The sequence below is a fragment of the Acinetobacter sp. AOR34_HL genome, assembly GCF_027854795.1.
GTDB classification, from domain to species: domain Bacteria; phylum Pseudomonadota; class Gammaproteobacteria; order Pseudomonadales; family Moraxellaceae; genus Acinetobacter; species Acinetobacter junii.
Map to the genome: position 1 here is coordinate 1 of NZ_JAKTID010000002.1, position 26,557 is coordinate 26,557.

General features: G+C 37.9%; 18 protein-coding genes. 3 read left to right on the top strand and 15 right to left on the bottom strand.

Annotation, left to right across the window (positions count from 1 at the left end; all coding sequences use genetic code 11):
• The 4 genes from MKL32_RS00020 to MKL32_RS00035 form a co-directional block, all read right to left on the bottom strand.
• Positions 1-630, bottom strand: a 630-nt coding sequence (locus MKL32_RS00020; protein WP_270900016.1) for a BapA/Bap/LapF family prefix-like domain-containing protein, incomplete at its 3' end; no start/stop codon positions are given.
• A gap of 606 nt (positions 631-1,236) precedes the next feature.
• Positions 1,237-2,736, bottom strand: coding sequence for a cation:proton antiporter (locus tag MKL32_RS00025; RefSeq protein ID WP_004963555.1), 1,500 nt, complete (start codon positions 2,734-2,736; stop codon positions 1,237-1,239).
• Positions 2,737-2,981: 245 nt separating this feature from the next.
• Entirely contained in the window at positions 2,982-3,872 is an 891-nt protein-coding gene (gene ypfJ, locus MKL32_RS00030) for a KPN_02809 family neutral zinc metallopeptidase (RefSeq protein ID WP_270900017.1), read from the bottom strand.
• Positions 3,873-3,909: 37 nt separating this feature from the next.
• On the bottom strand, positions 3,910-4,833 hold the full coding sequence (locus MKL32_RS00035) for a DUF808 domain-containing protein (protein ID WP_004950847.1): 924 nt from the start codon (positions 4,831-4,833) through the stop codon (positions 3,910-3,912).
• Between the two features lie 163 nt (positions 4,834-4,996).
• On the opposite strand from MKL32_RS00035, the gene trpS reads away from it, so the two are divergent.
• The 3 genes from trpS (at position 4,997) to MKL32_RS00050 (ending at position 8,820) form a co-directional block, all read left to right on the top strand.
• Entirely contained in the window at positions 4,997-6,010 is a 1,014-nt protein-coding gene (gene trpS, locus MKL32_RS00040; RefSeq protein WP_004908319.1) for a tryptophan--tRNA ligase, read from the top strand.
• 418 nt (positions 6,011-6,428) lie between these two features.
• A complete protein-coding gene (locus MKL32_RS00045) occupies positions 6,429-7,073 on the top strand; it encodes a YqiJ family protein (protein WP_004950838.1) in 645 nt (214 codons plus the stop codon).
• A 34-nt stretch (positions 7,074-7,107) separates the two neighbouring features.
• Positions 7,108-8,820 (top strand): flotillin family protein, encoded by a 1,713-nt coding sequence (locus MKL32_RS00050; protein WP_004963564.1) that lies wholly within the window; start codon positions 7,108-7,110, stop codon positions 8,818-8,820.
• 41 nt (positions 8,821-8,861) lie between these two features.
• Here the strand turns inward: MKL32_RS00050 and pgaD are convergent, their stop codons facing one another.
• The 11 genes from pgaD to sdhA all read right to left on the bottom strand — a co-directional run bounded on the left by pgaD (position 8,862) and on the right by sdhA (position 26,549).
• A complete protein-coding gene (pgaD, locus tag MKL32_RS00055; protein ID WP_004963567.1) occupies positions 8,862-9,341 on the bottom strand; it encodes a poly-beta-1,6-N-acetyl-D-glucosamine biosynthesis protein PgaD in 480 nt (159 codons plus the stop codon).
• A complete protein-coding gene (pgaC, locus tag MKL32_RS00060) occupies positions 9,328-10,602 on the bottom strand; it encodes a poly-beta-1,6-N-acetyl-D-glucosamine synthase (protein WP_204379212.1) in 1,275 nt (424 codons plus the stop codon). The genes pgaD and pgaC overlap by 14 nt, the downstream gene beginning before the upstream one ends.
• Positions 10,603-10,604: 2 nt before the next feature.
• The gene (gene pgaB, locus MKL32_RS00065) at positions 10,605-12,440 is read right to left on the bottom strand and encodes a poly-beta-1,6-N-acetyl-D-glucosamine N-deacetylase PgaB (RefSeq protein ID WP_204379213.1); all 1,836 of its coding nucleotides are present in this window, start codon (positions 12,438-12,440) and stop codon (positions 10,605-10,607) included.
• On the bottom strand, positions 12,440-14,902 hold the full coding sequence (gene pgaA / locus MKL32_RS00070) for a poly-beta-1,6 N-acetyl-D-glucosamine export porin PgaA (protein ID WP_204379214.1): 2,463 nt from the start codon (positions 14,900-14,902) through the stop codon (positions 12,440-12,442). The genes pgaB and pgaA overlap by 1 nt, the downstream gene beginning before the upstream one ends.
• Before the next feature lie 543 nt (positions 14,903-15,445).
• Entirely contained in the window at positions 15,446-16,336 is an 891-nt protein-coding gene (sucD, locus tag MKL32_RS00075) for a succinate--CoA ligase subunit alpha (RefSeq protein WP_004908342.1), read from the bottom strand.
• 14 nt (positions 16,337-16,350) lie between these two features.
• The gene (sucC, locus tag MKL32_RS00080) at positions 16,351-17,517 is read right to left on the bottom strand and encodes an ADP-forming succinate--CoA ligase subunit beta (RefSeq protein WP_004908344.1); all 1,167 of its coding nucleotides are present in this window, start codon (positions 17,515-17,517) and stop codon (positions 16,351-16,353) included.
• A gap of 140 nt (positions 17,518-17,657) precedes the next feature.
• Positions 17,658-19,091, bottom strand: a complete 1,434-nt coding sequence (gene lpdA / locus MKL32_RS00085; RefSeq protein ID WP_099949023.1) for a dihydrolipoyl dehydrogenase — start codon at positions 19,089-19,091, stop codon at positions 17,658-17,660.
• Positions 19,092-19,187: 96 nt separating this feature from the next.
• Positions 19,188-20,378 (bottom strand): 2-oxoglutarate dehydrogenase complex dihydrolipoyllysine-residue succinyltransferase, encoded by a 1,191-nt coding sequence (gene odhB / locus MKL32_RS00090; RefSeq protein WP_004963584.1) that lies wholly within the window; start codon positions 20,376-20,378, stop codon positions 19,188-19,190.
• Positions 20,378-23,218 (bottom strand): 2-oxoglutarate dehydrogenase E1 component, encoded by a 2,841-nt coding sequence (locus MKL32_RS00095; protein ID WP_004908351.1) that lies wholly within the window; start codon positions 23,216-23,218, stop codon positions 20,378-20,380. The genes odhB and MKL32_RS00095 overlap by 1 nt, the downstream gene beginning before the upstream one ends.
• A 710-nt stretch (positions 23,219-23,928) precedes the next feature.
• Positions 23,929-24,639 (bottom strand): succinate dehydrogenase iron-sulfur subunit, encoded by a 711-nt coding sequence (locus MKL32_RS00100; RefSeq protein WP_004908354.1) that lies wholly within the window; start codon positions 24,637-24,639, stop codon positions 23,929-23,931.
• A gap of 14 nt (positions 24,640-24,653) precedes the next feature.
• Entirely contained in the window at positions 24,654-26,549 is a 1,896-nt protein-coding gene (sdhA, locus tag MKL32_RS00105; protein ID WP_270900019.1) for a succinate dehydrogenase flavoprotein subunit, read from the bottom strand.
• Positions 26,550-26,557: the final 8 nt, after the last annotated feature.

Genomic DNA, 26,557 nt, shown 5'->3' on the forward strand with positions numbered 1-26,557 from the left:
AATAACAACAACATCAACTTTACCATTGGTAATTTCATCAGGTGTGATAAAGCCATCTCCATTACCAATAACAACATCTTCAGGGGCATTTGGTGGAATATCATCTTTTTTCCCTCCACCTTTACCACCGTTATCACTCGCAGCAGTAATAATACTACCTGCAACTAACGGAACAGCCCATAGCCAAGGACTCAAACCTGCATCATGGTAAAGTAAAGGCTCAACCGCATCGATAGGCTGAAAAATAACGTCTGAAACAGGTGCCTCAACAACCTCAGGCACTGCTGCTGGCATTTCTTCTACATATGCAGCTGCTTCAGTGTCTGCGTCGGCATCAGCATCACTTTCAACTTCTTTAAATTTAGCCCAGATTGACTGACCATTTTCATCTTGGATCACCAAGCTGTTATCTAGTGTGTTTTCCTCATTAAAGAAATTTTGAATTACGATTTTTTCTCCGTTTTTAAGGAAAACTATCGCATTTAAACCATCTTTTTTAATAACGGAAATATCATTCATAGGAATTTTTAACAATACTACGGATGGTTCCGTCGGTATCGTTGTAGTACTTTCCATTGTAGTAGAAAGTGTTTTATGGCTTTCCTTAGAAATAATTTGAATTTCAGACATTTTGGCTATTCCTCTGATTATTTAATAATTTTTGTGTATGTATATTCGTCTAGTTTAATAATCATTTCCCATACCTCTTAGAATCTAAATTAAGATCATTTTTTGTTAAATATATCACAAAAAAAATTTACAAAAATGACAGGACATTTTGATTAAAAAGTCAAAAACCGTTAAATCAAACTTTAAATAATTAAAAAAAATACACTTGTGAATTAATTTGTTAAATATTATTAACAATTGTTAAACCGGCTTTTCTCTTAAGGTTAACTCAACACATTAAAAAAAAATATATTAACTAAAAGTATAATATTTTAACTATTTACAGATCAGTAAATTAAGTAACAAAATTTAAAATTGACTAATAACAATCAGTTATTCAGCAGACCAATAATTACTTTCATTAAAATCGTATTTTCCATAGAAAATGTCAATTTATGGATAAAAAATAAGCAAAATTTTTCAAGAGCTTAGCCATAAACCTATTGAAATTATTCTGTTTTTATCTCGTTAGGGACTAACAAAACTTACATATTAAAAAAAACTTATTATCGTATAAACACAAATAAACAAGTTCAAATCTAGAACTACATAACCATGCAATGTATTTTAGAAATTATTCGGATTCTGCAATTGTTCAACTTCTTTTTCTTTTTCTGGATGATAGATTTCTGTTTTTGTATCTTCAGACTTTTTATTGGTTATTAGCTCAGGGTTATAGATTTTAATGATTTCCTTTCCATCTTGGTCTTCTGTGACCACATACTTAAAACCACGGCGATTCATTTTATGACATAAGCGTTGGTAAGCACCTTTTACACCATTTCTCTCCTCATTGGGATTGTAATAAAATGCATTCATTACTGCGGGTAAACCTAAACCACAAACAACGCCAGACAGCAGAACACTAATGAATGTGTAACCAATTAAAATACTACTATAAGGACTTAAAGCAGGAATGTTTGCTACAGCGAGTATTAATGCCAATGAGATTCCACCTCGAACACCTCCCCAAGAAAGAATAGTTAAACTACCGTTATAACTTTTGTTCTTAAAAGAGGGAAAAAGCCTGAACGCCGCAAAATTCGCTGCGAATCGAGAGAGATGCAGAATTAAAAAGGCAAATATTCCGCCGATGATCAAGTTTGCACTTAGATCTAAGATAAAAAGCTCTAAGCCAATTAGAGTAAACAAGAACGAGTTAATAATCCCTTCGACGGTATGCCAAAAATGATTTACCTCCCTGATTTCGCGTTGTTCTCGGATCTCCTGCCACTTATTACCAACGATCAAGCCGCCAATCACACATGCAATCGGTGCTGAAGCATGTGCAAATAGTGCAACTAAATATGAACCACTGGCTAGTAAAGCAGTTGTAAGAATCAAAGATTCCATCTCATGCTTACCTTTTAGTAGCCGTAAAATCCCAAGTCCAAATGCAAATCCTATAAGCACTGCAACAAGAATTTCATAGATCAGTGTTTCAATCGTACTGATAAGTGAAAAATGCTCACCACGAATAACGTTCAGTAATGTCATGAACAACGCAATACACATCGCATCATTAAATAATGATTCGCCTTCTAGTTTTACAATCAAATGATGCGGTGCTCGAATGGAACTTAAGACCCCTTTAATCCCTATAGGATCTGTTGCACCTAATGCAGCACCTAATAGCAGCAATACAGAAATAGGTACTGGATAACCAACTAACCATTGGAATACATAAAGTAATCCAGCATAAATCATCGCGCAAAGTACTAGCGCAATGGTGGCAAGAATGCTGATCGGTTTCCAATAATTTTGTAGGTCAGAAATTTTGAACTTTAAAGCTGATGATGTAAGAATGAAACAAATCACACCATTAATTAGAAAATCATAAAAGTCGATATCACGTACTGCGGATTCAATATTGTGAATATTGATTTCAACAAATTGGTTCCCGTTTAAAAGACTAGCACCCCATTGTAATAGAAATACAAAGATAGCTGAGACAATCGGCACCCCAATTGCTTGTGGGAAACCGAGTACACGTTTGTTAAAAATAGTGGTTGCAATTGAGAGAGTAAAAACTGCTGTCAAAGCTTGTAAGAGAAAAAAATTACCCATACCACCTCTTTTTTCATCACCTTCAGATTTAGCTCATTCAGTGCTCAGACTCTCGCCCTAATGCGTACAATATAAATGCATAAGGCATCACTTCATCAGAAGTTCATTTCTTTTTTCTTTCTTTTTCTAAACCTTATAGTTTAGCTAGGAAATTACTTCATCAGCTAAACATAGTTACTTTAATCGAGCGAAACGATATATCGGTATACATTTCGTATGAAAATCAACAATCAATAAAATTCAGACTATTTAAAAGTATTACATTGATTGATATCACCTGTGGTGTATCCCAACTCAAACCATTGCATACGTTGTTCGCTTGTACCATGAGTAAAGCTATCTGGTACAACTTGACCTGTTGCTCTTCTTTGTAAGTAATCATCACCAATTTTTTCAGCAGCATCCATTGCCTCTGCGATATCACCCTGTTCGAGAAATTGTGTTCTTTGTTGATTTTGATTCGCCCAAATACCAGCGAAACAATCTGCTTGAAGTTCTAAGCGAACTGAAAGTTGATTTCCTTCAACTTGGCTGGATTGCGCACGAGCCTGCCGCACTTTTCCTGAGATACCAAGTAGGTTCTGAATATGATGTCCAACCTCATGTGCGATGACATAAGCTTGTGCAAAATCCCCAGCTTGATCTTGACGTGACAATTCTGTTTGATTTTGCTCACCAGAAATACCCATTTGTTGGCGCATATCTTTAAAGAAAGAAGTATCGATATAAACCTTTTGGTCTGCTGGGCAATAAAAGGGACCCATTGCCGATTGCGCAGTACCGCAACCTGACTTCACTACCCCACTAAATAAAACTAGTCGAGGAGGCTTATAAGTCATGCCTAATTGTTGAAAAATTGGCGTCCATGTATCTTCTGTATCAGCTAATACTGTACCCACAAACTCACTTGCTTCTTTTTGTTCTACAGTCAGATTTTGCGGTGCTTCTGCTGTTGATGTTGTTTCACTGGTGACAGCTTGTGTTGCTTGGTAAGCTTGCTGGGGATCAACACCAAAAAACTTCCAAGCAATAAATGCAACCACTAAACCGATGATACTAATACCACCAGTTTTGACACCGCCACCACCACGACGATCTTCCACATTGGTACTTACACGACGCCCTTTCCAACGCATGACTACCTCTCTTTATTATAATGATGACGGTTTCTTTTTATTTAGATGCTTTTGACCAAACTTTTTGTATTAGCCCGACAACAATTAATACAATAGCACCCGCGATAAATCCAATACCCAAGTTAATTAATGTTGGTGTTAATGCACCAATGATTGAACCAAAACTTGGGATTAACTCCAAATGATCAACAGTTTCTTCCGTAAAATGGTGTAATAAAGGAATCGTGTGTGTAATGATGCCACCACCGACTAAAAACATTGCTACTGTACCAACGACAGACAATGTTTTCATCAGAATCGGAGCAAAAGCCAATAAACCACGTCCTACTTTATTTTTAAATTCTGAAGCTTGTTGAGTTAAATACAATCCTAAATCATCAATTTTGACAATCATCGCTACAAAACCATAAACACCAATCGTCATGGCAATCGCAATGACACTCAATACAGATACTTTAGTCATAAATGCGGCTGTCGCAACAGTACCCAACGAAATCACAACAATTTCAGCAGATAGAATAAAATCTGTACGTATTGCACCTTTGACTTTTTCTTTTTCAAATTTTGCTAAATCAACCTCTATTGCTTCTAGATCAGCACTTGCTTCTTCGGCAGTTTTTGCTTTTTTGTGATGTAGCATGTGTACTACTTTTTCTACACCTTCATAACAAAGGAACAGACCACCAATCATCAATAATGGATTAATAAGCCAAGGTGCAACTACGCTAATTAACAATGCTAATGGAACAAGAATGAGTTTATTAATAAATGAGCCTTTTGCTACGCTCCATACAACTGGTAATTCTCGGTCAGAGCGAACACCACTCACCTGTTGAGCGTTTAAAGCTAAATCATCACCTAATACACCAGCTGTTTTTTTTGCTGCCATTTTACTCATTACAGCAACATCATCTAAAATTGTTGCAATATCATCAAGTAAAAGTAATAAACCACTCGCCATTTTTATTTCCTAGTTTGTATTTATCTCGCTATTGTAGATTTACTCAATAAATTCACAACATTATTTTCATAAAAGTTTGTTCAATCGCTGACGAAATTTTTTTATTTCCCGTACAATAAGGTCAATTTTATATTTATGAAATCACTGAAACTTGGAACATATCATGAGTAATGCTGATCAACGTCCAATCATTTTGACTGGCGACCGCCCTACTGGACAACTTCATTTAGGTCATTTTGTCGGTTCATTGCGTTCTCGTGTTGGTTTACAAGACAGTCATCATCAACACTTATTACTTGCTGATGCTCAAGCTTTGACTGATAACGCAGATAATCCTGATAAAGTACGAAATAATATTCTTCAAGTTGCTTTAGATTATCTTGCCGTTGGAATTGATCCAACTAAAACAACGATTTGCGTTCAATCATGTTTACCAGCCCTCAACGAGCTGACCATGCTTTACCTCAACTTCGTTACGGTTGCTCGCTTAGAACGTAATCCAACAATTAAATCTGAAATTCAGATGCGCGGTTTTGAGCGTGATATTCCTGCTGGTTTTTTATGCTATCCAGTTGCTCAAGCAGCGGATATTACGGCATTTAAAGCAACGGTTGTGCCTGTAGGTGAAGACCAAATTCCAATGATTGAACAAACTAATGAAATTGTTCGTCGTGTAAATCGTCAAATTGGACATGACCTCCTACCTGAATGCAAAGCATTATTATCGAACATGGGACGTTTACCAGGATTTGATGGTAAGGCAAAAATGTCAAAGTCTTTAGGTAATACTATTGTTTTAAATGCTTCTGATAAAGACATCAAAAAAGCTGTCAATGCGATGTACACCGATCCGAATCACTTGCGTATTGAAGATCCAGGTCAAGTTGAAGGAAATATCGTATTCACTTATTTAGATGCATTTGATCCAAACAAAGAAGAAGTTGAAGAATTAAAAGCACATTATCGTCGTGGTGGTTTAGGTGATGGTACAGTTAAAAAACGCTTAGAAGGTATTCTAAAGGAACTCATCACTCCAATCCGTGAACGTCGTGCTGAACTTGAAAAAGATCCAGACTATATTATGGATATTCTTAAGCATGGTACTGACAAATGTCGAGATATCACGCAACAAACTTTAGATGAAGTAAAAAGTGGATTAGGTTTATTTAAATTCTAATTACAATACTTTTACCATAAAAACAGCCCATTTTTTGGGCTATTTTTATTTAAGCTTTTGATTTAAGTTTATTTTAGGAACTTTAACCCGAACCCAATAACTAACAAATTTTGTCACTTATTAACACTTGATAACACTCGTTAACACGAATACCTATGAACACAGTCAAGTTTTTTATTAGTATAGCCAAGTAGGTTAGATAACACTAATCTCATGACATTTCTCCTTTCAACCGAAACTGTTTTACAGATTCGTTGTTCAACGCAATGACAACCCCAATCATTGCGTTTTTTTTTGCTTTAAATATTTAGCTTGGAATTTGATTGAATTTTATGCTCGATACAATTAATCTTATAAATAATTAGTTTTTATAATTTTTTTAAAAAAATTTTTCCAAAAGAAAAAAGAGTATATACAAATGATATGGGATTTATTAATACACCCTTCCAACATTGTTTTTAGCGTTTCTTTATTGCTATGTCTATGTATAGGTGTATTGGAATTGATTTTATTAATGTTTGGGGGAAGCAGCAGCTTCATCGATCAATTTCTTCCCGATAGTTTGACTGACGTTGATCACGCTGATGTTTCAATGGATCATGCAGATAACCTTTTCACTCAGTTTTTAGAATGGCTGTATCTTGGAAAAGTACCTTTACTAGTTTGGTTGATTATTTTCCTAACTGTTTATTCACTCACTGGTTTAATTATTCAAGATGTTTTTTTCAATTTTACTGAACACTATCTATCTGCTTGGATCATTGCACCTGCCTGTCTTTTTCTATGTATGCCACTCGTTCGTGTTGCAGCAAAACTCATTTCCAAAATTATTCCTAAAGATGAAACAACTGCAATTCATAGTGATGATCTGATTGGTCGTACTGCCAAAATTATATTGGGTGAGGCAAAGCCTAATTCTCCTGCCCAAGCAAAAGTGAAAGATCAATTTGGACAAATGCACTATGTTTTAGTGGAACCAGAATTAGATGTTGTTTTTACTCAAGGTCAAGATGTGATTTTAACTCAAAGAACCAAAATTGGCTTTCAGGCTATTTCCGCTTAATTTTTCTTAATATAAATGATATGAGGGTGTTTTAATGTTCAATTCAGCATTGACTGAAATTTTAATTATTACAGGTGTAATTTTCGCAGCACTGATATTTATCGGTATCGTCATTGCTCGTTTATATACTCGTTCAAGCAAAGAAGTTTCATTCGTAAGAACTGGTTTCGGTGGAGAAAAAGTCATCTTGAATGGAGGTGCGATTGTGCTTCCTGTATTGCATGAAATCATCCCCGTCAATATGAACACATTGCGTCTAGAAGTAAAACGTGCAGCTGACCAAGCTTTGATTACACGTGACCGTATGCGTGTAGATGTAATGGCAGAATTCTACGTTCGCGTTAAACCTACAGGTGAATCCATTGCGACTGCAGCACAAACCTTAGGTCGGAAAACCATGTCTCCACAGGAGTTAAAAGATTTAGTCGAAGGTAAATTTGTCGACTCTTTACGTGCTGTAGCCGCGGAAATGGCAATGGAAGAACTGCATGAAAAGCGTGTCGACTTTGTACAAAAAGTTCAACAGGTGGTTTCTGAAGATTTATCTAAAAACGGTTTAGAACTTGAAACCGTTTCATTGACAGGTTTAGATCAAACTGGTTTTGAATATTTCAATCCACAAAATGCTTTTGATGCTGAAGGCTTAACTAAACTTACAGAAACAATCGAAGACCGTCGTAAGAAGCGTAATGATATTGAACAGGATGCTGATTTAGCGATTCGTGCTAAAAATCTTGAAGCAGAGCGTGCGCGCCTTGAGATTTCTCGTGAAGAAGAATATGCAAAACTGCAACAAGAACGCGAAATTTCTATTCGTAAAGCAGAACAACATGCTGAAATTGCTTCTCAAGAAGCAGGTAAAAAGCGTGAAGCTGAAGAAGCTCGTATTGCTGCTGAACGTGAAGTTGAACTTAAACGTATCGCTTCTGCTCGTGATGTAGAAAACGAAAATATTCAAAAAGCTCAACTTATTCAAAAAGCACAAGTTGAACAGAAAAAAACTATCGAACTCGCAGAGCAAGATCGTGCAATTGCAATTGCTGAAAAATCACGTGCCGAATCTGAAGCTAAAGCTCAAGCTGACAAAGCCAGAGCTGAGGCTGTAAAAGCTGAAGAAGAAGTCGTCACGGTGCGAGAAACTCAAAGAGCAGAACGTCAAAAAGCTGTCGAGCTTGTAGCAGCTAAACAAACTGCTGAAAAAGAAGCGATTGCGATTACTGTGGCAGCTGATGCAGGTAAAAAAGCTGCAGCAGATGAAGCAGAAGCTGTTCGAATTGCTGCGGAAGCTGAAGCCGAAAAGATACGCTTAAAGGCAAAAGGTGAAGCTGATGCAAAAGTACTTCTCGCACAAGCTCTCGAAAAACAATATCAAGTAGATGCTGAAGGTACACGTGCAGTGAATGAGGCAGCCAATGTTCTTTCTGCAGAGCAAGTAGAGATGCAAGTTCGTTTAGCCTTACTCAAACATTTACCAGATATTATTCGTGAAAGCGTTAAACCAATGGAGAATATTGACGATATCAAGATTCTACAGGTGAATGGTTTAAATGGTTTTGCTGGTGGTACTACATCAAGTGAAACCACTGAAAATGGTCAAACATCTTTGTCTGATCAGGTTGTGAATAGTGCCCTACGCTACCGTTCTCAAGCACCTTTGATCGATAGCTTAATGAATGAATTAGGCCTACAGGGTGGTGATATTAACGGCCTTACTAATACTTTAAAATCTCAAAATAAGTTAGATTGATAAGAATAGGTCAAAAATAAACGCGGTCTTGACCGCGTTTTTTATTGTTTTTCAGCCAGCTCAAAATTGGTTAATCTGCCTTCCTGATCATAATGCAGGGTGACATTCTTAGCATCTCTTAAGGCATTCATTTGTTCGGTATTTAACTCGAAACTCTGTGCCAATTGATCAACAGAAATATTTTTCGGAAAGGATCTTCTTTCTTTATTATAAAAACGAAACCAATTATAGGTCGCCCAAATAATTAAAGTCAGGATGAACAACATGATTGAAATGATTAAATAAAGGATATCAATCGATTGCTCTGGTATATTCATCACGAATAATTGTTCATATGCACTAAAACCTTGGAAAATCCATAATAATGCAGTGATTAATGGCATAAAAATCCATATCCAAAGCAACCAACCTAAAAAAAACAATCCATAGCCAGCCGTTTTGTTTCTGACATAACGAGGTTCATCAATGTACTGAGGAATTTCCAATTGTGTAAGGTCATAGACCATTTTAAAGTTTGACATGATCTTGCCCCCCTCTAAATCCACGATCAGGACTTACCCAACGTGCACGTTTTGGTTTTTTAAATATGGTTTTTGGCAATGCGATCGCGGTTGTGATGGTCATTAATACCCAGAAAAATAATGGATACCAGATAACCCAAAAATATGTCCGTAAGGTTCGACTATTGTCATATTGGCGATCGATCATCAAACTCACTAAAAACTGCATAAGGCAGGTCATACCTAAAACAATCCCATACCAGTTAGGCAGTACGGTAGTAACCGCCCATTGTTCTGGTAACTGTAGAAATAGGCCAATCACATATAGAAGAATGATAGCTGTCATTACATAAACCCAAATCACGCTAATAATTGCTTCAAAAACGACTGGCCACATGCGTCTTAAACGCCATTTAAATAACTTCGGTACATAAGCAAATAAAACTTCGATACCACCTTGCGCCCAACGTAGGCGTTGTTGCCACAATCCTTTAAAGGTTTCAGGCATGTAGATATAACAAAGTGCTTTTGGTACATACTGTAAGTCCCAATGATCGAACTGGAGCCGCCATGAGACATCAATATCTTCTGTGATCATGTCATCACGCCAATAACCAATTCGATCTAGTGCTGTTTTTCTAAAACCTGCAATCACCCCTGATACCGTAAAAATCCGCCCATAAGTACGTTGTGCACGTTTAATCAATCCAATGATTGAAGAGAACTCACCTACTTGAATTTTGCCCAATACACTGGAACGGTTAATAATGCGTGGATTACCTGTTACTGCACCGACTCTCGGATAGTGTGTTAGATAATTCATCATCCAAAAAACGGCATGAGGATGCAGTAAAGCATCGCCATCAATGCAAATTAGAAACTCATGCTGGCTGACCATCGCACCTGCTCTCAAGGCATATGCTTTGCCCTGATTTTCTGCCAAATGCACCACACGTAGTTTTGGATAGTGCAACGCAAGTTCATCTAAAATCTCTGCGGTTTTATCCGTACTTCCATCATTTATAGCAATCACCTCAAAATCAGGATATTGGCTTTGCATAGCGAACTTGATGGTTTCTCGAATTTGTTCTTCTTCATTAAAACAAGGAATGATAATGCTACAACTTTCTTGACTAGGTTCAGGGAAAACCGTTTGCCGAAATTCACGTTTGAAATAAAACCAAATTCCACCCGCCATCCAAAGCCAAGCCATTAATAAAGGAAATAAAAATGCAAAGCCAAAAAATAAGTCGCTTAAAGAAATATCTGAAAAAAATTCCATAATTAGCGCCCTCCTTGTTTCAACACATAAGGATTGCGATAGCTGAGCGGACTACCATTTAAGCTCAACTCACGATAAAGATATTGATGAATCGTAGCCCCATAAGAAAGCTGATAATTATCTACACCAATTTTTTGAACACCTTGTCGTTTTAATTGCTGATAAATTTGCTGATATTTTTTCCAATCATAAGAAGAAGCTTGATTATTGATCTGCAAACTAATGATCAAATGTTGTTTTTCACGTTCAGTTAAAGTCGATAAAGCTTTATCTAGCTCATTTATATTATTTTTTGATTGATTCGAATCTAAAGCGATATACAGAAAATCAGCATGATCAGGAATCAACTGCAGTAACTTTTGTAGCCCACCACACTGGGCTCCCTTGTAACTAAATTTTAGTGCTGTCTGATAATTTGTACTGACATTGACGTAATAATTTGCTTTCAATTTAGTCTTATTTTTGATCGCCAATACATCATTGATTTTCTTCTGACAAATGTGATCCCAATCTCGCTGACTAATTGCACAGTGTAATGTGTTATCTGTTTCAATCATCAAACCCGTGATGGAACTATTATTTTTGACTAAATCTGCAGTTAACTCTGACAAGTCGTAACCTTGTTGAGTTTCTAAACTCAGAGGAAGTTCTGCATAAACTTTATTTGCAATCCGTGTACGTGCTTGCCAGACCACCCGATTTAATAAATCCGCTTTCATCGGTAAACTACGATTAGGAAAATAAGCAACATCAATTTTTCCATCATCATTCTGATCTTCAACAACGGTCAGCAATAAATTATTCGACTTAAAAGCTCCAACCTGATCCAATAATTGACCTAATCGCTGTTCAGAATTTCCATTATCTTTTACCAGTTCAGCTAAATTAAAACGCAAAAAACTCTTACGTTGCTTATAAGGTGCATGCCGATCCAATACAAAATCTTGCATTTCAGCGTAAATTTGAGCTGGTATTGGATTATCAATGATCAAAGCACGTTGATAAGTCCCAAATAAATCTGCTGTGTTTAACTCACTACCTAGGCTAAATGACAACGGTAAACCTACCATACTCGCCAATTCCTCGGTTTCTTTGGTCACAGCTCCATAAGGCCAAAAGATTGCGCGAGTATTAGTACCTAGCTCTTTATCTAAAATTTGCTTAGATTGTAGCAAGTCATTCAAGACTCGACGTCTAAAGGCTTCATCAGTCTCATAACTTTCAGACTGAGGAAAATATTGCCGAGTAATTGCTGCGAACTCTAGATTTTTTTGAGGGTTTGCGGCAATACCGTAATGTAAATTGTCACTATGAGATCCAAACTCCACCAAGCCAGAAGCTTGCATTTCTCGCATTTGCTGCCATGTCATCAAATTACTTGTACCATATGCCTCAATAGCATCTTTGGTATTGCCGTTAATCCAACTGGTTGGTATTGCAAATACAGCAGGGATTTTATGTAGTTTTAATAATGGAAAAATATGTGTGTATGCACTCGATACACCATCATCAACGGTTAATAACAACGCTCTCTCAGGAAGAGCTTTTCCTGCATTACGCGCTTGCCAAACATCCTCTAATCGTATCGGTTGCCATTCATTATCTTTAATCCATTGTAAAAATTGCGCAAAATTTTGACTGCTAATCGCATAATAATCACGATCACCTTTTGCTGCGACATCATCACGAACATCATGAAATGTCAGCGTCACAAATTGATTAGCTTTAGAGCTCGTTTGTGCGGATTCGGAAACTGCCTTATCGATAGGTTGTGCAAACAGATTGAATGAAATTGCACTTATACACGCCAATAAGCAGAAAGGAGATTTTATATTCATTAGAACCTTCCTTCGAAGCCCAAAATGGCATACGTTTTGTCTTCGTGCTCACCGTCATAAGGATGAGATCCCCACCCTACGCCATAATTTAGATACCAAACACGTGAAATTCGCCAATCATGGCGATACAAAAAGTTATAAACGGGCTGATGGGCAAAATCTTTTTGCTTAAAAATACCCAGAGTCAACTCAAAATGCTGTTTAAAGTCACGCTCATATTCACGCCATGTCAACCAATCATGTTGCAGATTTAACTCGATGCTATGACTAGATACAGGGTTAAAATAATCAACTTGCACAGCTTTATTTCTTCCGTAATATCCAGTAACAGTCGCTTTGCTTGTGTGTTGTGGTGATTGAAAAAATTGCTGACTGAAATATGCCAGATACGCTTGTCGTAAATTTCCATCATCAATATCTATCGCTTGATATTGAATACCTGCTTTTCGAGACTCATTAGCTTGCCAATTCATCGCAGCTACATAAGATTGCCCTTTGTGCTTTTGGGCAATCGCTTGTAATGGTATATCAGCATCAGAATCGACTGAGAAGTTGTATGCCCAATGATCATTTAACCAATGCGACCAATCCAATCTAACACCAAGTCGCTCTTGATCCTTTCTTTCGGACAATAGAATATTGGCTGTTTTTCTATTTGAAGACCATTCCAGTCCCAGCCCTACCCGAGCATCGTCTAATTTCTTATTTTTATACCGTGCTTTTCGATATTGATGCTCAACAAAGATACGATAATAATCATTAAACCAAGGACTATTTAAACGCGTCCAAAAACTCTGTTCGTTTGATCCTCGTAAACTATTTAATAGACGATCATCATTAGACTTATTCCTTGAAAAAGAACTGTGATGTTCTATACTCCACCGATCACGATCCTTCAACTCTTTATAACTCAGTTGTACTCCTGTATCCTCAGCAGCAGTTTGTAAGAGCTTTTTATTTAATTCTCGCCAATATGAAATATTTCCCAGAGCTTGCGCATTATTCATTTGGTTGATTTCCGTCATTTGGCTGACTTCATCCAAACCATTCCATTGTTCTAAAGTTAGTTTCGCTGTTAATGTTTTTTGCCTCCAACGTTGAATCAAAGCGAGATTATTTTGATAACCAATATTACGTGGTGCGATTGAAACCAAATTTTCAAAATACTGTTCGGCTTTTTCTAACTCATTCCGATAAGCAAGATTTAACCCTTTTAAAGTTAAATATTGTTCCCAATCTTCATGAGTTGTACGATCTACACCTTTTACTTGGCTATATTGATAACGTCTTAATTGATGTTCCATTTCATCAATCAAGTTATTTGCTTCTTCAAATTTTTCTTGTTCTAAATACGCATAATATAAGACTGAATAAACATCATAATCAGCATAGTTCTTTTCATTAAATAATGACAAATAAACTTGCTCTGCTTGTTCAGGTTGATTGGTAGCTAAATACGCATCTGCAATTGCATGACGTGTATAAGTTGGCCAAAGATCTAGTGGAATACTAATACTCTGTAAAGTAGTTAATATATCCGCGTAACGCTTACGTTTCGCTAAAGCATAGATGTAATCAGCGTAAAAGCTTTCTTGCCAATGAGGATAACCATTTACTATGGGTTTATACGATTCCATTTCAGCAAGCACTTGGTCTAATTCAACATATGCATCTGCATATTTGCTTTCTTGTTGAGCAGTTTTATAAGCAAGTACTGCATTTTTGATTTGAGTGGCGAATTGACTGAGTTTAATTCTGATCACTAAATCAGGATGAGTCTGAAATAAGACAGAACGCATTATATATTCATCTGCCACCTTATAATTTCCGTTATCATTCAGTGCTAATAAATATTCCTCTTGAGAAAATTGATTTTTTTTCTTATCGAAAGCAGCATTTGCGGCTTGCAATGCTTGGATAGGCATTCCTACTAATCGATAGGTATGCGATAACAGCACTAGTTCTTCTGCATTTAATTGCTGCATATCTACTTGTTTTAATATGCTTTGAGCTTCCTGATTTTGCTTTGTTTCAGCAGCTATCGTTGCTAACCATACGTTCCACCCCATTTGAGGATTATGAGCTCTAAACCCTGTAATCATCTTTTTAGCCAAAGAATATTGTGTGGCATCTCTTAAGGTTTTCACGACACTGGTCTGCGCATAAATAGGAAATACTTCTATTTGTATATTTTCTATACAGGTAATCAACTCAGTAGCATGAAGCGTATTTCTTCCATACGAAAGTACAAAATAATCCGCAATTAATTTTTGGTCTTTAGGATACAAAACTAATAATTTCTTTAAATCAAGTAACCCATGATCAACCTCTCCTTTCTGGATTAATTGAACAGCATACTCTCTCTGTTGATCAATCGGATTTGAATAAACAGCGCTTCCACAACACAATAAAACAAAAAGAGATACACAATGCACAGGAATAAATAATTTTATTTTAATCATATTATTCCTCATTATTTAATATTTACTATAAATAATAATTTAATAAAAAAACAACCACAACAATAAATTAAAAAATTTTACTCCAAATTAAATTTAAATATAAAATTATACCAAAGTTTAAAATAAAAATTAATATAAGCATATGTAATAATTATACTTATTCAAAAACAATATAAAAATAAAATCAAATTTAATTTTCCATACGAAAAACTTAAAAAAACGAAAAATAATTTAGATAAACATTATATTAAATAAAACTTAAAAAGAAAGAACGACCTGTATGATAAAGATCGTTCTGTATAAATTAAAATAGATAATATTTAAAACTCATTTTTAATATTTTAATTAAGCTTTTTCAAAAAAATAAAACCTAAACATAATATAAAAAGTTATATTTTCATCTATTACAATCAGTTAATTATATCCATCAAATTTATTTATATGTTTTTTCGGCATCTTGCACGTATTTTGTCACAATATTCCACTTATAAAAAAAACCCAATGTCACCATTGGGTTTTTTCAAGATAAATAAATCTAACGTATTACGCTAAACCTTTCTCTTTCAGCACTTGCATCATTGTTGAGCCAAGTTCAGCTGGGCTACGAGTGTAAGCCATACCTGCTTTTTCGAATGCAGCAAATTTCTCTTCTGCTGTACCTTTACCACCAGAGATAATCGCACCAGCATGACCCATACGTTTACCTTTAGGCGCAGTTACACCAGCGATGTAACCAACAACTGGCTTAGTTACATTCGATTGAATGAATTCAGCAGCTTCTTCTTCTGCAGTACCACCGATCTCACCAATCATGATGATTGCATCAGTATCAGGATCATCTTGGAATAATTTCAATGCATCGATTTGGTTCATACCTGGGATTGGGTCACCACCGATACCGATACACGTAGATTGACCTAAACCAAGCTTAGTTGTTTGAGCAACCGCTTCATAAGTTAATGTACCTGAACGTGAGATAATACCAATACGACCAGGTTGGTGGATGTGACCAGGCATAATACCGATCTTACATTCACCTGGAGTGATCACGCCTGGGCAGTTAGGACCAACTAAACGAGTACCATTACCGTTAGTTTCTAAATAGCGTTTTGCTTTAAGCATATCGATTGTTGGAACACCTTCAGTGATCACAACAATAAGACCAACGCCTGAATCAACCGCTTCAACGATAGAATCTAATACAAATGGAGCTGGAACATAAATAACAGATGCATCAGCACCAGTTTCACGTACAGCATCTTTCATTGTATTGAATACAGGAAGGTCAAGGTGTGTTGTTCCACCTTTACCTGGCGTAACACCACCAACAACTTTTGTACCGTAGTCTAAAGCTTGTGCAGAGTGGAAAGTACCGTTTTTACCAGTAAAACCTTGTACCAATACTTTAGTGTCTTTATTAATTAATACGCTCATAATTGATACTCCCCTTACGCTTTAACTGCAGCAACAATTTTTTCTGCAGCATCAGATAAACCGTTTGCAGAAATTAATTTCAAACCAGATTCATCAAGCAATTTCGCACCTAGCTCAGCATTGTTACCTTCTAAGCGAACAACAACTGGTACAGTTACGTTTACTTCTTGAACTGCTGCAATAATTGCTTCAGCAATCATGTCACAACGAACGATACCACCAAAGATGTTGATTAAAACACCTTGTACAGAAGTATCAGCAAGAATAATTTTGAATGCTTCGATTACACGCTCTTTAGTCGCACCGCCACCAACATCTAGGAAGTTAGCAGGCTGACCACCATAAAGCTTGATGATGTCCATCGTTGCCATTGCAAGACCAGCACCATTCACCATACAACCGATGTTACCTTCTAAAGCAACATAGTTAAGGTCAAATTCAGATGCTTTTAATTCACGCTCATTTTCTTGAGATTTATCACGCAAAGCTGCAACTTCTGGCAAACGATAAAGCGCGTTAGAGTCAATACCTACTTTCGCGTCTACACATAAAATTTCGCCATTTTCACGAACTGAAAGTGGGTTGATTTCAAATAAAGCAAAATCATTTTCTACAAATGCTTGGTAAGCAGCAGACATAATTTTAACAAATTGACCGATTTGTTTATCTTTCAAACCAAGAGCAAATGCAACTTCACGTGCTTGGAATGGTTGTAAACCTACTAATGGATCAACTTCAACTTTAATAATTTTTTCAGGTGTTTCTTCAGCAACTTTCTCGATTTCTACACCACCTTCGGTAGAAGCCATGAAAGTAATACGACGGCTAGAACGATCTACAACCGCACCTAAGTAAAGCTCACGCTCAACTGGATAGACATCTTCTGCAACAATAATGCTGTTAACAGGCTGACCATTTGCATCTGTTTGATACGTTACAAGACGAGTACCAATAATATTGTTAGCAAATTCGATAACATCTTCTTTTGATTTTGCAACTTTTACGCCACCAGCCTTACCACGACCACCAGCATGTACTTGCGCTTTCATTACCGCGAATTTACCACCAAGCTGTTCAAACGCAGCTACTGCTTCATCTGCATTTGTTGCCAAAATACCTTCTTGTACTGGCATGCCATATTTTTTTAATAACGCTTTAGCTTGATACTCATGTAAGTTCATTTAATTACCTACTACGTTGTTTATTGTGACGCGACCTAGATATTCTTAACACTAGGACACTACATTATGAGACGACGACTGTCTTATAAACCAATCGTCTTCATTCAAAAAAGTGTGGCGAACCACACTTTTTTGTTTTTTTATTTGCGCTTACGTTGAATCGCGTGGATTGCACGACCATCAACTGAAAGTGCAGCTTCATGTACAACTTCAGAGAACGTTGGATGACCAAAAGTCATCAACTGTAAATCTTCAACAGAAGAAACAAACTCAAGTGCGATCATACCCTGATGAACGATGTCTGATGCATTAGGACCAACAACGTGCATACCCAAAAGACGATCTGTTTTTGCGTCAGCAACGAATTTAACAAAACCAGCTGTATCACCAGCAGCTAATGCACGACCATTGACCGCAAACGGGAATTGACCGGCTTTAACTTCGTGACCTTTTTCAGCAGCTTGTTCTTCAGTTAAACCAACCCAAGCAGCTTCTGGATGCGTGTAAATAACACTTATAATAGTGTCATAATTTACTTGAGCAGCATGACCATGGATACGCTCAACTGCCATCACGCCTTCTTCCATTGCTTTATGAGCAAGCATTGGACCACGAACTAGGTCACCGATTGCATAAACGCCTTCAACAGATGTTTGGCACTGATCATTTACATCAACTAAACCACGTTCAGTGAGTTTAATGCCTGAATCTTCTGCTAATAGACCTTCTGCATAAGCTTTACGGCCTACACAAACGATTAATTTGTCAAATACTTGCTCTTTATCTTCGCCAGCTTGGTTATATTTAACAGTCACTTCACGACCATTAACTTCTGTACCAGAAACTTTTGCACCAATACGAATATCTAAACCTTGTTTCTTCAAGATTTTTTGAAATTCTTTAGACAGTGCTTTATCAGCCATTGGAAGGAAAGCATCTAATGCTTCAAATACAACAACTTCCGAACCAAGACGACGCCATACCGAGCCTAACTCTAAACCGATAACACCTGCACCGATAACACCAAGACGTTTTGGAACTTCTGGGAATTTCAATGCACCAGTTGAGTCAACAATCAAATCTTCATCAACTGGGGCTACAGGGATATTTACAGGTACAGAACCAGTCGCAAGAATGACATACTTAGGTTCTAAAACTTGTACTTCACCTTCAAATGGCGTGAATTCAACTTTTTTACCAGCAAGTAATTTACCAGTACCTTGTAACCACTCGATACCATTACCTTTAAGTAATTGAGCAACACCACCAGTCAATTGATCAACAACTTTGTCTTTGCGAGCTAACAAAGTATCCAAATCAAATTTAACTTCACCAGTCGTGATACCGTGTTCAGCAAGTTCATGAACTGTTGCTTCGTAACGATGAGAAGAGTCAAGCAATGCTTTAGAAGGGATACAACCCACGTTCAAACACGTACCACCCAAAGATGGTTTACCGTTGTGAATACGTTTTTCGATACATGCAACTTTAAAACCTAGTTGTGCAGCACGGATTGCTGCTTCATAACCACCAGGTCCACCGCCAATAACAACAAGATCAAACTGTTGAGACATTTTTATCTCCAATCAATCTCCCTAAATCCCCTTTTGATTAAGGGGACTGAACTTTCTTAATTAAAGAAAAGTTAGGGATGATTTTTAAATAATAAGTTATAGGTCAAGAATAAGTTTAGCCGGCTCTTCTAACAATTCTTTAATTGTTACTAAGAAACCTACTGCTTCTTTACCATCAATTAGACGGTGGTCATATGAAAGCGCTAAATACATCATTGGCAAGATTTCAACTTGTCCATTTACCGCCATAGGACGTTCTTGGATTTTATGCATACCAAGAATCGCTGTTTGTGGCTGGTTTAAAATAGGTGTTGAAAGTAATGAACCGAAAGTACCACCATTAGTAATAGTGAATGTACCGCCAGTCATCTCTTCGATCGATAATTTACCTTCACGTGCTTTAGCAGCATATGCAGCAATACCACCTTCTACTTCAGCATAGTTCATACGATCAGTATCACGAAGGATTGGCACAACTAAGCCACGATCAGAAGAAACTGCTACACCGATGTCATAGAAACCGTGATAAACAATATCATCACCATCAATCGACGCATTTACAGCTGGATAGCGTTTTAAAGCTTCTGTTGCTGCTTTAACAAAGAAAGACATGAAACCTAAACGAGCGCCATGGCGTTTTTCGAAAGCATCTTTATATTGCTTACGCATTTCCATGATCGGCTTCATGTTAACTTCATTGAATGTTGTTAACATTGCAGTTTGTTGGGTAGCCGCCAATAAACGCTCAGCAACACGCTTACGTAAACGTGTCATTGGAACACGTTTCTCGATACGTTCACCTACAGCAACGCTTAACGGCTGAACTGAAGCAGCTGGTTTATGATTTGCAACGTCTTCTTTAGTGATACGACCACCACGACCAGTACCTTGTACGTCAGCAGCATTGATACCTGTTTCAGATAATGCTTTACGAACAGCAGGGGCTTGGTTTTGATCAACAGCTTGAGTTGATGCAGCCGCAGCTGGGGCAGATGCCACAGGAGCCGCTGCAACTGGTGCAGCAGCTTCAGGAGCAGCCGCAGAAACAGCACCAGCTTCAAATTGAGCAATTACTTCATCAGAAAGAACTGTATCGCCTTCACCTTTGATGATCGCAACTAAGCTACCATCAGCTGGAGCAACCACTTCTAAAACAACTTTATCGGTTTCAATGTCACAGATCACTTCATCACGTGATACAGGTTCACCTACTTTTTTATGCCAAGTTGCGATCGTACCGTCAGCAACTGACTCTGGGAATACCGGTGCTTTAATTTCGGTTGCCATTATTTAGAATCTCCTGATTGTTCAGCTTCAATTGCAAGTGCGTCATTGACGAGCTGAGCTTGTTGTTTTGCATGCAAGTACGGTGAGCCACAAGCAGGTGCGGCAGATGCTTCACGTCCAGCATAGCTAATACGAATTTGTTTACCTGATTTAAGAACGTCTTCATACAAACGAGGAACGATAAATAACCAAGCGCCTTGGTTTTTAGGTTCTTCTTGCGCCCAAACAAGTTCTTGAATGTTTGGATATTGAGCCATAACTTCAGCTAAACGCTGTTCTGGATATGGATATAACTGTTCAATACGAACAATCGCAATATGGTTTAAACCAAGCTCACGACGTTTTTCGAGTAAATCGTAATAAACCTTACCACCACAAAGAACTAAACGAGTAACGTCAGCTTTGTTGATTTGATCGACTTCATCAATCACTGTTTGGAATGAACCATTTGCTAATTCATCTAAAGTTGAAGTCGCTAATTTATGACGCAGCAATGACTTTGGTGACATCACAATCATTGGCTTACGAATAGGACGAACCGCTTGACGACGTAAAGCATGGAAAATCTGTGCTGGTGTTGTAGGAGTCAATACTTGCATATTGTCTTCAGCACACAATTGTAAGAAACGCTCTAAACGTGCAGATGAATGCTCAGGACCCTGACCTTCATAACCATGTGGTAACAACATCGTTAAACCACAAACGCGCTCCCACTTGGTTTCACCAGAAGCAATGAATTGGTCAATCACGACTTGCGCACAGTTTGCAAAGTCACCAAATTGTGCTTCCCAAACGATCAAGCTCTTCGGTAGAGTGGTTGCATAACCATATTCAAAAGCAAGCACAGCTTCTTCTGATAATAAAGAGTCATACACCGCAACACGTGGCTGATTTTCTTTAATGTGACACAACGGGATGTAAACAGAACCATCAACTTGGTTATGTAGTTTTGCATGGCGGTGAGAGAATGTACCACGCCCAACGTCTTCACCCGTAATACGTACTAGGAAGCCATCGTCCAGCAAAGATGCATATGCCAATGTTTCAGCAGCACCCCAGTTCAGTGGCATTTCACCTGTTTGCATTTTGATGCGGTCATCAATAACTTTTTGTACTTGGCGTTGTAATACAAAACCTTCAGGTAATGTATTCATTGTTTTGCCAAGTTCTTTTAAGCGATCAATGTTAAAGCTCGTATCCCAAACATCTGTATATTCATGACCTAGATATGGTGTCCAATCCACAAACATTTTTTTGTTTGGTTCACGTACTAATGCATTAGCAACATGGTTGCCCGCTTCTAAATCAGAACGATAACCTTCAACCATTTGATCAGCGCTTGCACGATCAAGGACTTTCTCTTGAACCAATTGATCAGCATAAAGCGTACGTGTAGTCGCTTTTTTATTAATCACTTGATACATCAACGGTTGAGTTGCAGATGGTTCATCTGCTTCGTTATGACCACGACGACGGTAACAGAACAAATCAATCACAACGTCTTTGCGGAATTCATGACGGAAATCATGTGCAAGTTGTGTTGCAAAAATTACAGCTTCAGGATCATCACCATTCACATGGAAAATTGGTGACTGAATCATTTTTGCTACGTCAGTACAGTATTCTGTAGAACGTGTATCGCGCGGATCTGAAGTCGTGAAACCAACTTGGTTATTAATAACGATATGAACTGTACCACCGACTGTATAACCACGTGTTTGTGACATTTGGAAGGTTTCTTGGTTAACACCTTGACCTGCAAATGCCGCATCACCGTGAACAATCACAGGAAGAACATCGTCACCACCAATATCTTTACGACGTACTTGACGAGCACGTACCGAACCTTCGACTACTGGTCCAACAATTTCTAAGTGCGATGGGTTAAATGCTAATGCTAAGTGAACCTCACCACCAGGCGTCATCACATTTGAAGAGAAACCTTGGTGATACTTAACATCACCAGAACCTTTTTTGTGTAGGCTCTTCCCTTCAAACTCACCAAACAAGTCGGCTGGGTTTTTACCCATAATGTTGACTAAAACGTTGAGACGACCACGGTGTGGCATACCAATCACAACTTCTTTACAACCAACACTACCTGCACGCTGAATGATCTCATTCATCATTGGAATAAAAGACTCACCGCCTTCCACACCAAAACGCTTTGCACCTACGAATTTTGTACCTAAATACTTTTCTAAGCCTTCTGCCGCAGTCAAACGCTCTAAAAAGCCTTTTTTCTGATCAGCTGAGAAATTAAATTTCCCACGAGCACCTTCCAAACGCTGCTGAATCCAACGTTTTTCTTTAGTGTCGACGATATGCATGTATTCTGCACCGATTGAGGTACAGTAAATTGCTTCCATTGCCTCAATCATTTCCGACAATGTAGCTTCTGCTTTACCAATCGCGAGATTACCTGTATTGAATACAGTATCAAGATCAGATTTTGTTAAACCATGTGCAGATAAATCGAGGTCAGGAACGTCTTCACGTTTCGCAAGACCTAATGGATCGAGTTTAGCTTTTTGATGACCACGGTTACGATAAGCAGCAATGAGTTGTAGTACACCAATTTGACGACGCTCATGCTCTGTGCTCACAGCACTTTGAACTACAGGTTGAATTCGGCTTGAATTACGACCCAAAAGCAGGAATTGTTCACGCACACTACCGTGTGGTTGATCCCCTTTAGGATATTTGTCGAAATATTCACGCCAATCCTCTGACACTGAGGTTGGAGATGTTAGATACTGTTCGTAAAGCTCTTCAATATACGCTGCACTATCAGCGGAAAGTTCAGTGTCAAGACGCAGTGCGTCAGCAACTTCTTGCATTTTTGGACCCATTTCCTATTGCAAAAAATAATACAGGCTGCCTTTTAAGCAGACCCATGATTCATAGTATCGAATTGGTAACAAGACACTACTACCCAAGATCATCCAACCTTAGGACATTATCACTACACATCAGGAGTATTCCTTTTGATGTAACAAATCAGTCACGCACCCATAAACAAGGCGCGCAACTCATTCTTATACTCGACGACATCGAGCAATTTTTTGCAAATCATTTTAGAAAAATTAACTAAATTTTTAACTTTTCTAAATTGACTTTGACTGAATAATCTGCATAAATCTTTTGTGAATATCTCCTGTATAACTTAAGGAATATCCTAATTTTTTGCTTTCAGTCGTTGGCAGAAATCCTAACATGTTATCAAGCTTGGATTGATTTTTTTGACACATACCATCCATAAATCAGCGAAATACACACATCAAATTATAATCTAATATAGCGCCCTTTCAAAAAAAGTTGCACTCTTATCGACCAAAGTTAAAGATTTTCTACAAATCTCGCACAAACTCTAAGCACAGTGCTCAAAAACGAATCAACGCAAAGCAATTGATCAACTTTTCTAATTCTTTTTATCTACATAAGTAATAAGCATACCAGCATCCTTGTAGCACAAAACATACTTTTATGACGCAAATAAAAAAACGGAAGCTTTTTTCAAAACTTCCGTTTCTTCTACAGGAAAACCGAATTAACCAGCTTGATCCAATAGCATATTACGAATGTGGCCAATTGCCTTAGTTGGGTTTAACCCTTTTGGACATACAGACACACAGTTCATGATTCCTTTACAACGGAATAATGAGAATGGGTCATCCAAACGCGCCAAACGCTCTTGAGTAGCAGTATCACGCGAATCGATAATAAAACGATAAGCATTTAACAGTGCAGATGGTCCCAAGAACTTGTCAGGGTTCCACCAGAACGATGGGCATGAAGTTGAACAACATGCACATAGAATACATTCATACAAACCATCAAGATGTTCACGATCTGCTTGAGACTGCAAACGCTCTTTCGCAGGAGCTGGCTGATTGTTGATCAAGAATGGCTGAATTTTATTGTATTGATCGTAGAATTGATTCATATCTACAACCAAGTCTTTTACAACTGGTAAACCAGGTAAAGGACGAATTACAATTTTTTCAGGTAAGTCATTCAAGTTCCATAAACATGCCAAACCATTTTTACCATTAATGTTCACACCATCAGAACCACAAATACCTTCACGGCATGAACGGCGGAATGTTAATGTTTCATCCTGAACTTTTAATGCAAGTAACGCGTCAAGCAACATACGGTGCTTGTCAGTTAACTCTAACTTAAAAGTTTGCATGTATGGCGCTTTATCCTTATCAGGATCATAGCGGTAGATTTCGAATGTACGAGTACCTCTACTCATCTTTGTTCTCCCGATTAGAATGTACGTGGTTTAGGTTCAATAGCTTCAACCGTTAATGGATTGAAACGTACTGGTTTATATTCAAGACGATTGTCTAAAGAATACCATAACGTATGTTTCATCCACTCATCATCACGACGACCATAAGAGTAAGTCGGATGATCTGGAGCTAATTCATAATCAACAACGGTATGTGCACCACGACATTCTTTACGTGCAGCAGCAGAAATCAAGGTTGCTTTAGCAACTTCATACAAGTTTTCAACTTCTAATGCTTCAATACGTGCAGTATTGAATACTTTAGATTTGTCTTTCAAATGAATGTTGCGAACACGTGATTCAATCGCAAGAATTTCTTTAACACCTTTATCAAGTAATGCTTGTGTACGGAATACACCAGCATGATCTTGAACGATGTCACGAATTACATCAGCAACTTCTTGCGCATTTTCGCCAGATGTAGATTCATCCAACTTACGTACACGTGCCAATGTGCTTTCTAACACATCGTTTGGTAATGGAGCATAATCATCACCATGGTGTTTAGTCACATAATCAATAATGTGTTCACCAGCAGCTTTACCAAATACAACAAGGTCAAGCAACGAGTTAGTACCTAAACGGTTTGCACCATGAACAGATACACATGAGCACTCACCGATTGCATAGAAACCTTTAACTGGTTTCACATAATCACGTGTGCCTTTATATGTATATTGTTTTGTATCTTTATCATAATGAGCAGAGAATTCACCCTCTTCAACACCATGAGGTACAACAACTTGACCATGGATATTCGTTGGAATACCACCCATTTGATAATGGATTGTTGGCACTACAGGAATTGGCTCTTTAGTACAGTCAACGTTCGCGAATTTCTTACCAATCTCAAATACTGATGGTAAACGCTTCATGATGGTATCAGCACCCAAGTGTGTCATATCTAATAGGATATAATCACCTTTTGGACCACAACCACGCCCTTCTTTAATTTCTTGGTCCATAGAACGAGATACAAAATCACGTGGAGCCAAGTCTTTTAAAGTCGGTGCATAACGTTCCATGAATGGTTCGCCGTCTTTGTTGCGAAGGATACCACCCTCACCACGACAACCCTCAGTTAACAATACACCAGCGCCCGCAACACCCGTTGGGTGGAATTGCCAGAATTCCATATCTTGTAATGGAATACCCGCACGAGCAGCCATACCCAAACCATCACCAGTATTAATGTAGGCATTGGTAGATGCACGGTAAACACGGCCAGCACCACCTGTAGCAAACAATGTTGCTTTAGCTTGGAATACTGCGATGTTACCTGTTTCTTGATCAATTGCAGTTACACCAAGCACATCACCTTCTTCGTTACGAATTAGATCTAATGCAATCCATTCAACAAAGAATTGAGTACCCATTTTTACGTTGCTTTGATACAACGTGTGTAGTAGTGCATGACCAGTACGGTCAGCTGCAGCACAAGCACGTGGAACTGCTTTTTCACCGTAGTTTGCAGAGTGACCACCAAATGGACGCTGATAAATCGTACCATCTTCGTTACGGTCAAACGGCATACCTAAATGCTCTAACTCATAAACAACTTTCGGTGCTTCACGAGTCATAAACTCAATCGCATCTTGGTCGCCTAACCAGTCAGAACCTTTTACTGTGTCGTAGAAATGATAATGCCAGTTATCTTCTTGCATATTTCCTAACGATGCACCAATACCACCTTGAGCGGCAACTGTATGCGAACGTGTTGGGAATACTTTGGTTAATACAGCAACTTTCAAACCTGCTTGAGCAAGTTGGTAAGCAGCACGCATACCAGAACCACCACCACCAACAATAACTGAATCGAATGATAGGGTTTGAATATTTGAATAATTTTCTTTAGGGGTAGTTGCCATGATCTCTTCCT